The organism is Achromobacter sp. ISS7 (assembly GCF_056523125.1).
Genome location: NZ_JAWRZD010000001.1, coordinates 3,395,407 through 3,410,636 on the forward strand (window position 1 = coordinate 3,395,407; position 15,230 = coordinate 3,410,636).

Here is a 15,230-nt window from a genome sequence, read left to right on the forward strand (position 1 = left end):
GGTCCCGTCTTCCGCCCGCATTTTCAGGAGACTTCCTTGAGCAAGTTCGTCGTCAAACACGTCGCCGTGCTGGGTGCCGGCGTCATGGGCGCGCAGATCGCCGCCCACCTGGCCAACGCCGGCGTGCCCGTCACGCTGTTCGACCTCGCGGCGCCCGAAGGCGACCGCGACGGCATCGTCAAGAAAGCGCTGGCCGGCCTGAAGAAGCTCGAGCCGGCGCCGCTGGCCAGCCCCGCCCGCCTGGCCCTGATCACCCCGGCCAACTACGACGACCATATCGAACAGCTGCGCGGCTGCGACCTGATCATCGAAGCGATCGCCGAGCGCATGGACTGGAAGACGGCGCTGTACGAGCGCATCGCGCCGCACGTCGCCCCCGGCGCCATCATCGCCTCCAACACCTCCGGCCTGTCGATCGACGCGCTGGCCAACGCCCTGCCGGCCGCGCTGCGCGACCGCTTCTGCGGCATCCACTTCTTCAATCCGCCGCGCTACATGCGGCTGGTGGAAATCATCGCCACCTCGCACACCCAGGCGCCGGTGCTGGACCAGCTCGAGACCTGGCTGACGTCCACGCTGGGCAAGGGCGTGATCCGCGCGCTCGACACCCCCAACTTCGTCGCCAACCGCATCGGCGTGTTCTCGATCCTGGCGGCCATGCACCACACCCAGCGCCTGGGGCTGGGCTTCGACGAGGTCGACGCCCTCACCGGCCCCAAGATCGGCCGCCCCAAGAGCGCCACCTACCGTACCGCCGACGTGGTCGGCCTGGACACGCTGGCCCACGTGGTCGGCACCATGGACAAGAATCTGCCGGACGATCCCTGGCACCGCTATTTCACGCTGCCCGCCTGGCTGTCGGCCCTGATCGCCAAGGGCGCGCTGGGCCAGAAGAGCGGCGCCGGCGTCTACCGCAAGGCCGGCCGCGAGATCCAGGTGCTGGACCTGCAGGCGCAGGACTACCGCCCCAGCGCCGGCAAGCTGGCCGACGAGGTCGCCGCCCTGCTCAAGGAACGCGATCCGGCCAAGCGCTTCGCCGCGCTGCGCGCCAGCGAGCATCCGCAAGCCCAGTTCCTGTGGAGCCTGTTCCGCGACATCTTCCACTACAGCGCGGTGCAGCTCGGCCAGGTGGCCGACAACGCCCGCGACCTGGACCTGGCCATGCGCTGGGGCTTCGGCTGGGCCCAGGGCCCGTTCGAGACCTGGCAGGCCGCCGGCTGGCAGGCCATCGCCCGCGCCGTCGCTGAAGACATCGCCGCCGGCCGCGCAATGAGCGACGCGCCGCTGCCGGCCTGGGCCCTTGAAGCGGACCGCCAGGGCGTGCACACGCCCGCCGGCTCGTATTCCGCGCGCAGCGGCAAGCTGCACCCGCGCTCGGCGCTGCCGGTCTACCAGCGCCAGCTGTTCCCCGAGCGCGTGTTCGGCGAAGGCGCCGACGACCGCGGCACCACGGTGTGGGAAAACGAAGGCGTGCGCCTGTGGAACCTGCCCGAGGTCGACGCCGGCATCGCCATCCTGTCGGTCACGTCCAGGAACCACACGCTGGGCGCCGAGGTGCTGGAAGGCATCCTGCAGGCCGTGGCCCGCGCCGAGCGCGAGTTCGACGGCCTGGTGATCTGGCACGACGCGCCGTTCGCCGTGGGCGCCAACCTGCAGCAGGTCTCGGAAGCCTGCGCCGCCGGCCAATGGGACATGCTGGAAGCCACCGTCGAGAAATTCCAGCGCACCTCGCAAGCCTTCAAGTACGCGCAGATCCCGACCGTGGCGGCCGTGCAGGGCATGGCGCTGGGCGGCGGCTGCGAATTCCTGATGCACGCCTCGCACCGCGTGCTGGCGCTCGAAAGCTACATCGGCCTGGTCGAGGCCGGCGTCGGCCTGATCCCGGCCGGCGGCGGCAGCAAGGAATTCGCCGGCCGCGCCGCGGCGCTGGCGGCCACCACCGCCACGCCCGGCGAGGTGTTCCCGTTCCTGCAGCCGGTGTTCCAGACCATCGCCATGGCGCGGGTCGCCAAGAGCGCCATCGAGGCCGTCGAACTGGGCTTCGCCCGCGCCCATGACGTCGTGCTGTTCCATCCGGGCGAGCTGCTGTTCGTGGCCATCGGCCAGGCGCGCGCCGCCGCCACCGCCGGCTACGTGCCGCCGCCGCGGCTGCAGGGCGTGCCCGTGGCCGGCCGCAACGGCATCGCCAACTTCGAGATGGTGCTGGTCAACATGCGCGAGGGCGGCATGATCAGCGCCCACGACTACCGCGTGGCCCGCAGCGCCGCGGTGGCGCTCTGCGGCGGCGAGATCGAGACCGGCGCCAAGGTCGACGAGGAGTGGCTGCTGGCGGTGGAACGCAAGGAATTCGTGGCGCTGCTGCGCACGCCCGAGACCCAGGCCCGCATCCGCCACACGCTCGACACCGGCAAGCCATTGCGGAACTGATCCCCCCCCGAAGCGCCTGCGGCGCCTCCCCCAGGGGGCGCCGGCGGCGGACCGGCGGAGCCGGATCCGCGCGGCCCCGCTGACGGGGGCTCCTTGCAGGCACAGGGTGACTGTTATGGATACGAGGAATTGATATGAGCAAGCAGATTCAAGAGGCCTACATCGTTGCGGCGACGCGGTTGCCGGTGGGCAAGCGCAATGGGGTGTATGCCACCACCCGGCCCGACGACATGCTGGCGGCGGCGTTGCAGGGTGTGCTGAAGCAGACGCCGTGGCTGGACCCGGTCCGCATCGACGACGTCATCACCGGCTGCGCCATGCCGGAAGCCGAACAGGGCATGAACGTGGCGCGCATCGGCCTGTTGCTGGCCGGCCTGCCGCAAAGCGTGGCGGGCGTCACCGTCAACCGCTTCTGCGCCTCCGGGCTGCAGGCGGTGGCCGACGCCGCCGCCCGCATCCGCACCGGCGAAGCCGACATCATGATCGGCTCGGGCACCGAGTCCATGAGCGCCATGCCGCAGATCATGGGCAACAAGGTGTCGCTCAACCCGGCCATCTTCTCGCACCCCGAGAACATCGGCATGGCCTTCGGCATGGGCCTGACCGGTGAAAAGGTCGCCGAGCAATGGAAGGTGTCGCGCGAAGACCAGGACGCGTTCGCGCTGGCCTCGCAGCAGAAGGCCAACGCCGCCATCGCCGCCGGCCACTTCCGCGCCGAGACCACGCCGTTCGAAGTGGTGACGCGGCTGCCCGGCGGGTCCAAGGGCGACGTGCGCGAAAGCCGCCGCCTGGTCGAGATCGACGAAGGCCCGCGCCCCGACTCCAGCGCCGAAGGCCTGGCGCGCCTGAAACCGGTGTTCGCCGCCCGCGGCAGCGTCACCGCCGGCAACAGCTCGCAGATGTCCGATGGCGCCGCGGCGGTGGTGCTGGTGTCCGAGCGCGTGCTGCGCGAGTTCAACCTCAGCCCGCTGGCGCGCTTCGTCAGCTTCGCCGTGGCCGGCGTGCCGCCCGAGATCATGGGCATCGGCCCCATGGCCGCCATCCCGAAGGTGCTGGCGCGCGCCGGCATCGCCCAGGACGACCTGGACTGGATCGAACTGAACGAAGCCTTCGCCGCGCAATCGCTGGCGGTGATGCGCGAACTCAAGCTCGACCCGGCCAAGGTCAACCCGCTGGGCGGCGCCATCGCGCTGGGCCACCCGCTGGGCGCCACCGGCGCGATCCGCACCGCCACGCTGATGCACGGCCTGCGCCGCACCGGCGGCAAGTACGGCCTGGTGACGATGTGCATCGGCACCGGCATGGGCGCGGCGGGCCTGTTCGAGGCCATGTGACCAAGGCCGGATAGGAAAGCCGTGAAGCCCTATTGGTTCAAACGCCTGTCGCCGGCCTGGCGCGCGCGCCTGATGCGGGTGGGATTCAACCTGCATCCGGCGTTCCGCGCCACCGGCGGCCGGGTGTTGCACGTGTCGCACGATTTCCAGCACATCCGCATCAAGCTGCCGCTGCTGCGGCGCACGCGCAACATCGTCGGATCCATGTACGGCGGCTCGCTGTTCGCGGTGACCGACGGCGCCCACCCCACCATGCTGATGGCCGCGCTGGGCGCGGACCACATCGTGTGGGACAAGGCGGCGTCCATCCGCTACCGCAAGCCCGCCTACACCACGCTGTATGTGGACTTCCGGCTGCCGCCGGGAGAAATCGCGGACATACGGGCCGCGCTGGCCCGCAGCCACGAGACCACCCGGACCTACACCGTGGAATTGAAGGACAAGGACGGCGTCGTCTACGCCGTCGTGGAACGCACGATCTACATCGCCGACAAGAAGTACTACAAGCAGAAAACGACTGGAGGAGACCCATGCGTGACATCATCCCCGGAGGGCGTGCCACCGCCCTGAGCCTGATCCTGGCCGCCTGCCTGGCGGCGGCCCCCGCGCTGGCCGCCGACGTCGAGGTCGCCGGCGTGCGCGTCCCCGGGCAGCTGTCGGAGGGCGGCCATGCGCTGGTGCTCAACGGCGCCGGCCTGCGCACCAAGTTCGTCGTCAAGGTCTACGTGGCGGCGCTGTACGCCAGCGCCAGGAGCCAGGACGCCAAGGCCTTGATCGACAGCAATGAACCGCGCCGCATGCGGCTGCAGCTCTTGCGCGATGTCGACAGCAAGAGCCTGGACGCGGCGCTGCAGGAAGGATTGCGCGACAATACCGACAAGCAGGAGCACGCCGCCCTGCAACAGCACGCCAACCGGCTGTCGGCCCTGATGGCCGAAATCGGCTCGGCCCGCGAAGGCGACGTGATCGACCTGGATTTCGACGCCCGCGGCGTCACGATCACCGACAACGGCAAGCAGCGCGGCCGCATCGACGACCCCGCCTTCGCCCGCGCCCTGCTGCGGGTCTGGCTGGGCGACAACCCGGCGCAGTCCTCCCTGAAAAAAGCCCTACTGAGAACCCCGTGAAGATGGAACGAATCTGGCAAAAGAGCTACCCCCCGGGCGTGCCCGCGGAGATCGAGCTGGACGACGCCACCACGCTGGCCTCGATCGCGCGCGACAGCTGCCGGCGTTTCGCGGACAAGACCGCGTACATCAGCATGGGCAAGACCCTGAGCTACGGCGAACTCGACGCCCTGACGCGCGACTTCGCCGCCTGGCTGCACGCCAGCGGCCTGCGCAAGGGCGACCGCGTGGCGCTGATGATGCCCAACCTGCTGCAGTATCCGGTGTGCCTGTTCGGCGTGCTGCGGGCCGGCTGCGTGGTGGTCAACTGCAACCCGCTCTACACCGCCCACGAACTCGAGCACCAGCTGGCCGACTCGGGCGCGCGCGCCATCGTGGTGGCCGACAACTTCGCCGCCACCGTGCAGAAGGCCTTGCCCGGCACCGCCATCGAGCGCGTGCTGGTGACCTCCATCGGCGAACTGCTCAGCCCGCTCAAGGGCCGGCTGGTCGACTTCGTGGTCAAGCGCGTCAAGCGCATGGTGCCGGCCTGGTCGATTCCCGGCGCCGTGCGCCTGCGCGACGCGCTGCGCGCCGGACGCGACGCGCCGTTCGACGAGGTCGCGCTGACCCAGGACGACCTGGCCTGCCTGCAATACACCGGCGGCACCACCGGCGTGGCCAAGGCCGCCATGCTGACGCACGGCAACCTGGCCGCCAACGTGACCCAGGCCCATGCCTGGATCAAGCCGCTGGTCAAGGACGGCCAGGAGTGCATCGTCACCGCGCTGCCGCTCTACCATATCTTCGCGCTCACGGCGAACTGCCTGGCCTTCATGAAGATCGGCGCCAGCAACCTGCTCATCATCAACCCGCGCGACATCCCCGGGCTGATCAAGGAAATGGGCAAGGTGCCGTTCAGCGCCTTCACCGGCGTCAACACGCTGTTCAACGCCCTGCTGAACCATCCCGACTTCGCCAAGCTGGATTTCTCGCGCCTGCGCCTGACGATGGGCGGCGGCATGGCGGTGCAGCGGGCCGTGGCCGAGCGCTGGCTGGCCGTCACCGGCCGGGCGCTGGCGCAGGCCTACGGCCTGACCGAGACCTCGCCGGCCGTGACCATCAATCCGCTGGACGTGCAGGTCTTCACCGGCTCGATCGGCCTGCCGGTGCCGTCCACCGATCTGTCGATCCGCGACGACGACGGGCACGAAGTGGGCGTGGGCGAACGCGGCGAGATCTGCGTGCGCGGCCCGCAGGTGACGCGCGGCTACTGGAACCGGCCCGACGAGACCGCGCTGGTCATGACGCCCGACGGCTTCCTGCGCACCGGCGACATCGGCTACGTCGACGACACCGGCTACGTGTTCCTGGTCGACCGCAAGAAGGACATGATCCTGGTGTCCGGCTTCAACGTCTATCCGAACGAGGTCGAGGACGCCGCCGCGCTGCATCCCGGCGTGCGCGAGGTAGCCGCCATCGGCGTGCCCGACGAACGCTCGGGCGAGGCGGTCAAGCTGTACGTCATCCGCAAGGATCCCAACCTGGATGCCGAGACGCTGATCGCGCACTGCCGCACCCAGCTGACCGGCTACAAGGTGCCGCGCTACGTCGAGTTCCGCGACGACCTGCCGCGCACCAACGTCGGCAAGATCCTGCGGCGCGAGCTCAAGCCGGCCGCGGCCGCGCCGCAGAAGGACACGGCCGGCGCCTGACGCCGGCCCGGGCGCGGCGGCGGGCGACAGCCCGCTTGCCGCCGCCCGCGGCGCGGCCCTGGCCGCTCACCATTGCCCGAAGAACACCCCGGCGCGCTTGTGCGCGTTGGTGCCCTGCTCGACCGCCGCATCGCTCATGGTGGTGCGGCGCTTGCCGCGCAGCATCCAGTCGAACAGCCGCTCGCGCAGTTGCGCCCGCACCGGCGCGTGATCGGCGCTGGCGCCCAGGTCCTCGAACTCGTCGGGGTCGGCCTGCAGGTCATACAGCTGCTCGGGTTCGTCCAGCCAGTACACGTAGCGCCAGCGATCGGTGCGCACCGACCAGGCGCGCGCGTTCTGCGGCGTCTTGCCGCGCAGGATGCGCGCCTGGCGGAAGCTGTAGTCCAGTTCCGAGAACACGCAGTCGCGCCAGGGCTCGTCCGCCCCCCGGCCATGCAGCACGGTCTGCAGCTCGCGCCCCTCCAGCCGGTGCCAGGGCCGCGGCGCGTCCAGCGCGCGCAGCACCGTCGGCACCAGGTCCACGCTCTCGACCATGTCGGCCAGCGCCTGGCCGCGGGTGGCGTCGGCCGCCGCCGACGGATCCATGACGATGAACGGCACCCGCTGCACGGTGTCGTAGAACAGTTCCTTCTCGCCCAGCCAGTGGTCGCCCAGGAAGTCGCCGTGGTCGGCCGTGAACACGATCAGCGTGTTGCGCATCAGGCCCGCGCCTTCCATGTACTCGAACAGCCGCCCCAGGTGATCGTCGAGCTGGCGGATCAGGCCCTGGTAGGCCGGGCGCACCACCCGCACGCACTCGTCGGTCGAAAAGCTGACGCTTTCCTCGTGCTGGCGGTAGGCCGCCACCACCGGATGCGCGCCGGCCAGTTCCTCGCGGTTGCGGCGCACCGGCAGGCACTGGTCGGCCGTATAGCGCTGGTGGTAGGGCGCCGGCGCCATGTAGGGCCAGTGCGGCTTGACGTAGCTCAGGTGCAGCACCCAGGGCTGGCCGCCGCGCTGCTGCATGAAGCGCAGCGCCTGGTCGGTCATGTAGGCGGTTTCCGAATGCGGCTCGGCCACCCGCGACGGCAGGTGCACGTTGCGCATGTTCCAGCCGCTGGCCACGCGGCCATGCGCGTCGACGCCGGCGATGACGTAATCGGTCCAGGGGTCGGCGCTGTCGTAGCCCTGGCTGCGCAGGAAGGCGGGGTAGCCGCTTTCCTTGCCGGGTTCGTGGTGGCCGTCGTAGCGGTCGACCTCGATGAAGCCGCCGCGCGACAGCAGCGCGCCCAGCTCGGAGCCGCCGTCGATCGACAGGCGTTCCATGCCGGCGCGGTCGGGAATGACGTGGGTCTTGCCCGCCAGCGCCAGGTCGCGCCCCTGCCCCGCCAGGTATTCCCCCAGCGTGATCTCGTTGACCGACAGCGGCACCCGGTTCCAGGTGGCGCCGTGGCGCGAGGGGTAGCGCCCCGTGTAATAGCTCATGCGCGATGGGCCGCACACGCCGGAATTGACGAAGGCGCGGTCGAAGCGCGCGCCGCGCGCGGCCAGCGCGTCCAGGCTGGGCGTCTGCAAATAGGGATGGCCATAGCAGCTCAGGTGGTCCGCCCGCAGCTGGTCGGCCATGATGAACAACACATTCTGCACCGTGCTCATCGTTGCCCGCCTTATTGCGTCGCCGTGAAGCCGGAGGCCTTCACCGCCGGCTCCCACTGGGCCCGGTAGGCGTCCAGCTCGCGCCCGGTGGCGGCGGCGTCGGCCGCCACCGGCTCCAGGTAAGACTCGCGCACCGCCTGCTGCATGGCCGGCTCGCGCATCACGGCGGCGATGTCCTCGCCCAGCCGGACGGCCTTGGCCGGCGCCATCGCCGACGAGGCGAAGAACGCGTTCCAGCCGTCGGCCGCCAGGTCCACGCCGGCCTCGCGGAAGGTCGGCACGTCCGCCAGCAGCGGATCGCGCGCCTCGCCCGAGGTCGCCAGGATGCGGATCTTGCCGGCGCGGTGCTGCGGCAGCAGCGTATCCAGCGTATCGACCGCCTGCGGCAGCACGCCGCCGATCAGTTCGGAGATCAGCGGCGCCGAGCCGCGGTAGCCCACCACCTCGGGCTCCTGGCCGATCTGGCGGCCCAGCATCAGCGCGAAGAAGTGCGGCAGGCTGCCGGTGGCCGGCACGCCCACCGAGAACTGGCGCGGGTTGTCGCGCAGCCACTGGCGCAGCCCCGCCACGTCGCGGATCGGCGAATTGGCCGCCACCGCCAGCGCGAACTTGTAGCGGCTGACCAGCGACACCGGCTGGAAGTCGCGGCGGGCGTCGTAGCCCGGCTCGGCGTAGACCAGCGGCGCCACCACCATCACCGCGGGGTTGGCCAGCATCAGCACGTTCTGCCGCGTGGCCAGCGCATGCAGGCCCTGGGCCGCGATGCGGCCGCCGGCGCCGGTCTTGTTCTCGACCACCACGGTGACGCCCAGCCGGTCCTTCAGGCGGTCGGCCACCAGCCGCGCGATGCGGTCGGAACTGCCGCCCGGCGGGTAGCCCACCACGATGGTCAGGGCGCCGTCCAGCGGCGCCTGCTGGGCACAGGCGGGCATGGCCGAAGCCGCCGCAAGCGCCGCGAACGCGGCGCAGGATATCCAATTACGCACGGTAGTCTCCCTGGTGACAACGGCCCGCTGTCGGTTATGTTTCTGTATGCCGGGCCTCGGCCTGGATAGGCGAGAAGACTGTAGCGCCGTGGAGATTGCTTGATCTAATCCAGTACTTGGCATAACGATATGAACCACCCCGTCGAACACCCCCTGGCCGGGATGCTGATGTACCAGCTGTACCAGGCCTGGGCGCAGTCCAACCCCGTCTTCGTGCGCCTGTGCGAAGGCCGCTTCGGCATCACCCGGCGCGAATGGCGCCTGCTGGCCTGCGCGGTCGAGGGCGGCATCATGACCTCGGCCGAGCTGGCGGCCGCCGCCAAGCTCGACCTGGCGCGCACCTCGCGCACCCTGGGCGCGCTGTGCGAAAAGGGCTGGCTGCGGCGCCTGCCCGACAGCGTCGACCGGCGCGTGGTGCGCATCGAGGCCACCGCCGACGGCCTGGACCGCTACCGCGCCCTGCTGCCGGAAGTGCTGCGCCTGAACGATCTGCTGGTGCAGGACCTGGACGCCGCCGAAGTCGCCCTGCTGCGCGACCTGCTGACCCGCATCGAGCAGCGCGGCCGGCGCATGGCGCAGGACAACATCGTGTCGGAAAAGGCCAGCCGCCGGGAGGGCGGGACGCGGCGCGCGCAATACGGTTGACGGCGCGCGGGCCCTTTATTTTTAAGGGGATACCCTGATACGCTTGGGCGGCCTCCTTCTACGGACCTCCCATGCCCGGCGCCAAACCACCCGCTGCCTCGAATCCCGTCTTCCGCTACTTCGAAAGCCTGATCGACCCGTTCCGCGACGCCCCCGACATCACCCCGCCGGGCCGCGTGCTGCGCTTCTACGCCTATTACCTGCGGCAGGTCTGGCCGATCTTCGCCATCCTGCTGCTGGTGGGCCTGGCCGGCGCGCTGGTGGAGGTGGCGCTGTTCAGCTTCCTGGCCGACCTGGTCGACATGGCGCAGCACACCCCGCCGGCCGACTTCTTCCGCGAGCACGCCTACACGCTGGTGTGGATGGCGTTCGTGGTGATGGTGCTGCGGCCGCTGTCGATCGCGGCGCACGACCTGCTCTCGCACCAGACCATCTCGCCCAGCCTGACCACGCTGGTGCGCTGGCAGAACCACCGCTACGTGCTCAACCAGGGCCTGGCGTTCTTCCACAACGACTTCGCCGGCCGCGTCGCCAACCGAGTGCTGCAGACCGGCTATTCGCTGCGCGATTCGGCGGTGCAATCGGTGGACGCGCTGTGGCACGTCATCCTGTACGCGGCCAGCGCGCTGTATTTGTTCGCCGAGGCCGACTGGCGCCTGGTGATTCCGCTGGTGCTGTGGATCGCCATCTACTGCTGCATGCTGGCGTACTTCGTGCCGCGCATGCAGGCGCGCGCCGTCATCGCCTCGGAAGCGCGCTCCAAGCTGATGGGCCGCATCGTCGACGGCTACACCAACATCTCCACGCTCAAGCTGTTCGCCCATGCCCGCCGCGAGGAAGACTACGCGCGCCAGGCCATGACCGAGCAGACCGAGAAGCAGCGCCTGTCGACCCGCGTCATCACCGCCATGGACGTCTCCATCAACACGCTCAACGGCGTGCTGATCGCCAGCACTGCCGGCCTGGCGCTGTGGCTGTGGAGCATCGGCAGCATCAGCCTGGGCGCGATCACGCTGGCGCTGGGCCTGGTGATCCGCATCAACAACATGTCCGCCTGGATCATGTGGGAAGTAAACGGCATCTCGGAAAACGTCGGCATGGTGCAGGACGGCCTGGCCACCATCGCGCAGCCGCGCCAGGTGCTCGACCGGCCCGACGCCGTACCGTTGCGCATCACCCAGGGCGAGGTGCGCTTCGAGGACATGTCGTTCCACTACGGCAGCGGCCGCCCGATCATCCCGCACCTGGACCTGACGGTGCGCGCCGGCGAGAAGATCGGCCTGATCGGCCCGTCCGGCGCCGGCAAGTCGACCCTGGTCAACGTGCTGCTGCGCCTATATGACGTGGAAGGCGGCCGCATCCTGATCGACGGCCAGGACATCGCCGGCGTCACCCAGGAAAGCCTGCGCTCGCAGATCGGCGTGGTCACCCAGGACACCTCGCTGCTGCACCGCTCGATCCGCGACAACCTGCTGTACGGACGGCCCGACGCCACCGAGGCGCAGGTGCGCGACGCCATCGAGCGCGCCCGCGCCGCCGAATTCATCGACGCGCTGGTCGACGGCGACGGCCGCCGCGGCCTGGACGCGCACGTCGGCGAGCGCGGCGTCAAGCTGTCGGGCGGCCAGCGCCAGCGCATCGCCATCGCCCGGGTGCTGCTCAAGGACGCGCCCATCCTGATCCTGGACGAGGCCACTTCGGCGCTCGATTCCGAGGTCGAGGCCGCGATCCAGGAAAGCCTGGAGGCGCTGATGCAGGGCAAGACCGTCATCGCCATCGCCCACCGCCTGTCCACCATCGCCCGCATGGATCGGCTGGTGGTGCTGGACGGCGGCCGCATCGTCGAATCCGGCACCCACGCCAGCCTGATCGCCCAGGGCGGGCTGTACGCGCGGTTGTGGAGCCACCAGACCGGCGGTTTCGTCGGGCTGGATTGAGCCGGCGGACGGACGTCGCGCTCGCGCCACACGGGAAGACCCTGTACGTACATGCTGTACGTACAGGTGTACACTGGCGGCTTTCAACCCCCTGACAGACGCACGCATGAACGTCTGCGCCGCGAGAAAATCCCCCTGGAGACTGAGATAGTGACGACCGAAACCACCCGCTCGCCCTTTTTTGGCACGATGCAGAAAATCCCCGGCGGCCTGATGCTGGTGCCGCTGATCCTGGGCTCGCTGATCGGCACCTTCGCGCCCGACGCGCTGGCCATCGGCGGCTTCACCACCGCCCTGTTCAAGAACAGCGCCCTGCCGCTGATCGCCCTGCTGATCTTCGCCACCGGCACCCAGGTCAACACCCGCACCGGCGGCCCGATCCTGGCCACCGCCGGCACCATCCTGCTGATGAAGACGCTGGTTCCGGCCACCCTCATCATCATCCTGGGCAGCTACGTCGGCCTGGACGGCGTGCTGGGCGTGTCGATCCTGGCCATGCTGGCCGCCTTCGACAACAGCAACGGCGGCCTGTGGCTGGCCTACACCGGCCAGTACGGCGATGCCCGCGACCGCGGCGCCTACGTCGCCAGCGCGGTCAATGACGGCCCCTTCTTCAGCCTGCTGTTCCTGGGCGCCTCGGGCCTGGCCGACATCCCCATGATCGCCCTGGTGGCGGCGCTGGTGCCGTTCCTGCTGGGCGTGGTGGTCGGCAACCTCGACCCCAAGTGGCGCGACGTGCTCAAGCCCGTGCCCAACATCGTCATCCCGTTCTTCGCCTTTGCGCTGGGCACCGGCATCAACCTCGGCGCGGTCGTCAGCGGCGGCATCAGCGGCCTGATCCTGGGCCTCATCATCAGCCCCATCACCGGCGGCCTGGTCTACCTGGGCTATCGCCTGATCCTGCGCCGCGGCGGCAAGAGCGGCCTGGGCTTCGCTGCTGGCACCACCGCCGGCAACGCCATCGCCACGCCCGCCGTGGTCGCGGCCGCCGACCCCAACTTCCAGCAATACGTCTCGACCGCCACCGCGCAGGTCGCCGCGTGTGTGCTGATCAGTTCCATCCTGGCGCCGGTGCTGGCGTCGTACTTCCTCAAACGCGCCGGTGAACTCAAATCCGAGGACGCCGCCGACGAGACGGCGGCCGGCGGCTACCGCGAGGCGCGCGGGGAGGCCCTTTGAATCCCGCCATCGCCATCGTCGCCGACGACCTGACCGGCTCCGGCGACACCGCCGTGCAGTTCGTGCGGGCCGGCTGGACCACCCGCCTGTCGATCGACGGCGCGCACGAGGCGCTGGCCGCGCCGGCCGCCGACGACGTCGACGTGCTGGCCGTCACCACCCACAGCCGCGCCCTGCCCGCGCCCGAAGCCGGCGCGCAGATCCGGCGCAACGTCGAGCGGCTGCGCGCCGCCGGCGTCGCGCGCCTGTACAAGAAAGTGGACTCGACGCTGCGCGGCGCCTTCAAGGCCGAGATCGACGCGGCGCGCGAGGCCTGGGGCGATGACGCCATCGCGGTGGTGTGCCCGGCCTTCCCGGCTACCGGCCGCACCGTGGAAGACGGCGTGCTGATGGTCAGCGGCCTGCCGGTCACCGAGACCTCGGCCGCCACCGACCCGGTCACGCCCGTGACCGAGAGCCATATCCCGACCCTGCTGGGCTGCGCCCACGTCGCGGCCTTTCCCGGCGAAACGCCCGAATCGCTGGCCGCGCGCATCGCGCAGGCCGGCGCCACCGTGGTGGTGGACGCCCGCGACGACGCCGACCTGGAACGGCTGGCGCGCGCCATCGGCCTGCTGGGCCGGCGCGCCCTGCCGGTGGGCGCGGGCGGCCTGGCGGTGCCGCTGGCCCGCGTCTGGGCCGGCGCCGACCAGACCGCGCCGGTCGTGGTGGTCGTAACCTCGCAACACAGCGCCGCGCGCGCGCAGGCCGCCGCGCTGCAAGCCGCCGGCGCCCGCACCTGGGCGCCCGCGCTGGCGGACCTGGCCGACGACGCCGCCTGGCGCGCCTGGAGCGAACCGCTGCTGCGGGCCCAGGCGCGGGACGGCGCGGCGGAGGCCGCCCCCCTGCTGCTGCTGGCCCCCGAAGGCCAGCTCGCGGGGCTCGATTCCGACACCGTGGCGCAACGCCTGGGCTCGCTGGCCGCGCAGGCCATTGGCGCCACCCGCGCGGCCGGCGTGGTCGCCACCGGCGGCGACGGCGCGCGCCAGGTGCTGCTGGCGCTGGGCGCCGGCGGCATCGCCCTGGTGGATGAAGTAATGGGCGGCGTGCCCCTGGGCACGCTGACCGGGGGCACGGCCGACGGCCTGCCCGTGGTGACCAAGGCCGGCGGCTTTGGCACCGAAGACGTACTGGTTCGCGCCGTGCGCGCGATCCGCGACAGGAGATTCAAGCGATGACACAAACCCCCGCCCCCAAGCTGCCCCTGCTGGCGGTCACTCTCGGCGACGTGGCCGGCATCGGGCCGGAAATCACGGCCAAGATGCTGATGGGCCACGACGAACTGCGCCAGAAGGCGCGCCTGGTCGTGATCGGCGACGTCGACGTGATGGTCAACGCCGTGCGCGGCCTGGGCGGCGATCCCGCCATCGTGCGCCGCGTCGAGCGCCCCGCCGACGCCACCAACACCCCCGGCACCATCGAAGTGCTGCAGGCCGGCCCGTCGCTGGCCGACGTCAAGCTGGGCGAGATCAGCGCCGCCGCCGGCGACGGCTCGGTGCGCTTCGTCACCACCGCCTGCGCCCTGGCGCGCGCCGGTGAAGTCGACGGCATCGTCACCGCCCCGCTGAACAAGGCCGCCATGCACGCCGCCGGCCACAAGTGGCCCGGCCACACCGAACTGCTGGCGCATGAATTCGGCGTCAAGACCTTCTCGCTGGTGCTGTCGGCCGGCGACCTCTACATCTTCCACGCCACCACCCACGTGTCGCTGCGCCAGGCCATCGAGGACCTGACGCCGGCGCGCATGCGCGCGGTGCTGCGCCTGGCCGGCTCGTTCGCCAAGGCCCTGGGCCGCGGCGACCGTCCGGTGGCGGTGTCGGGCCTGAACCCGCACGCCGGCGAGAACGGCATCTTCGGCACCGAAGACGCCGACATCCTGGCGCCCGCCGTGGCCGAGGCCAATGCCGCCGGCATCCTGGCCGCCGGCCCGATCCCGGCCGACGCGCTGTTCCCGCAGGCCGTGCGCGGCAAGTGGCAGTTCGTGATCGCCTGTTACCACGACCAGGGCCACGCGCCCTTCAAGGCCGTCTACGGCGACGACGGCGTTAACATCACCGTCGGCCTGCCCGTGGTGCGCGTGTCCGTCGATCACGGCACCGCGTTCGACATCGCGGGCCAGGGCATCGCCCGCGAAGACAGTCTGATCCTGGCCGCCGAGCGCGCCGCGCATCTGGCCCCGGGCTGGACGCATGTATGGGAAACTGCGCGGGCCCAAACAGGAGGTTGA

The 15,230-nt window shown here is 70.6% G+C and carries 12 protein-coding genes; 10 read left to right on the forward strand and 2 right to left on the reverse strand.

Annotated features, from left to right (window positions below):
• Positions 1-36 precede the first annotated feature (36 nt).
• From AC1HFW_RS15055 to AC1HFW_RS15075, 5 genes are all read left to right on the forward strand, one after another.
• On the forward strand, positions 37-2,427 hold the full coding sequence (locus tag AC1HFW_RS15055) for a 3-hydroxyacyl-CoA dehydrogenase NAD-binding domain-containing protein (protein ID WP_479284146.1): 2,391 nt from the start codon (positions 37-39) through the stop codon (positions 2,425-2,427).
• Positions 2,428-2,561: 134 nt separating this feature from the next.
• Complete coding sequence (locus tag AC1HFW_RS15060) at positions 2,562-3,761, forward strand: acetyl-CoA C-acyltransferase (RefSeq protein WP_006390314.1); 1,200 nt, start codon at positions 2,562-2,564, stop codon at positions 3,759-3,761.
• A gap of 21 nt (positions 3,762-3,782) precedes the next feature.
• Positions 3,783-4,331, forward strand: coding sequence for a DUF4442 domain-containing protein (locus tag AC1HFW_RS15065; RefSeq protein WP_006390315.1), 549 nt, complete (start codon positions 3,783-3,785; stop codon positions 4,329-4,331).
• On the forward strand, positions 4,292-4,888 hold the full coding sequence (locus AC1HFW_RS15070; RefSeq protein ID WP_479284147.1) for a chalcone isomerase family protein: 597 nt from the start codon (positions 4,292-4,294) through the stop codon (positions 4,886-4,888). The genes AC1HFW_RS15065 and AC1HFW_RS15070 overlap by 40 nt, the downstream gene beginning before the upstream one ends.
• A gap of 2 nt (positions 4,889-4,890) precedes the next feature.
• Positions 4,891-6,582, forward strand: a complete 1,692-nt coding sequence (locus AC1HFW_RS15075; RefSeq protein WP_116519918.1) for an AMP-binding protein — start codon at positions 4,891-4,893, stop codon at positions 6,580-6,582.
• 66 nt (positions 6,583-6,648) lie between these two features.
• Here the strand turns inward: AC1HFW_RS15075 and AC1HFW_RS15080 are convergent, their stop codons facing one another.
• Positions 6,649-8,217: a sulfatase-like hydrolase/transferase gene (locus AC1HFW_RS15080; protein WP_479284148.1), complete on the reverse strand. Its 1,569-nt coding sequence runs from the start codon at positions 8,215-8,217 to the stop codon at positions 6,649-6,651.
• Positions 8,218-8,228: 11 nt separating this feature from the next.
• Entirely contained in the window at positions 8,229-9,149 is a 921-nt protein-coding gene (locus AC1HFW_RS15085; RefSeq protein ID WP_225856757.1) for a tripartite tricarboxylate transporter substrate-binding protein, read from the reverse strand.
• Between the two features lie 183 nt (positions 9,150-9,332).
• On the opposite strand from AC1HFW_RS15085, the gene AC1HFW_RS15090 reads away from it, so the two are divergent.
• The 5 genes from AC1HFW_RS15090 (at position 9,333) to pdxA (ending at position 15,230) form a co-directional block, all read left to right on the forward strand.
• Positions 9,333-9,848: a MarR family winged helix-turn-helix transcriptional regulator gene (locus tag AC1HFW_RS15090; RefSeq protein ID WP_479284150.1), complete on the forward strand. Its 516-nt coding sequence runs from the start codon at positions 9,333-9,335 to the stop codon at positions 9,846-9,848.
• A 71-nt stretch (positions 9,849-9,919) separates the two neighbouring features.
• Complete coding sequence (locus tag AC1HFW_RS15095; protein ID WP_061073878.1) at positions 9,920-11,785, forward strand: ABC transporter ATP-binding protein; 1,866 nt, start codon at positions 9,920-9,922, stop codon at positions 11,783-11,785.
• Between the two features lie 150 nt (positions 11,786-11,935).
• Positions 11,936-12,964, forward strand: a complete 1,029-nt coding sequence (locus AC1HFW_RS15100) for a 2-keto-3-deoxygluconate permease (RefSeq protein ID WP_006390322.1) — start codon at positions 11,936-11,938, stop codon at positions 12,962-12,964.
• Positions 12,961-14,181 carry a D-threonate kinase gene (gene dtnK / locus AC1HFW_RS15105; RefSeq protein WP_479284151.1) on the forward strand — a complete coding sequence of 407 codons (1,221 nt, stop codon included), beginning with the start codon at positions 12,961-12,963 and terminating at the stop codon, positions 14,179-14,181. The genes AC1HFW_RS15100 and dtnK overlap by 4 nt, the downstream gene beginning before the upstream one ends.
• Positions 14,178-15,230, forward strand: coding sequence for a 4-hydroxythreonine-4-phosphate dehydrogenase PdxA (gene pdxA / locus AC1HFW_RS15110; protein WP_006390323.1), 1,053 nt, complete (start codon positions 14,178-14,180; stop codon positions 15,228-15,230). The genes dtnK and pdxA overlap by 4 nt, the downstream gene beginning before the upstream one ends.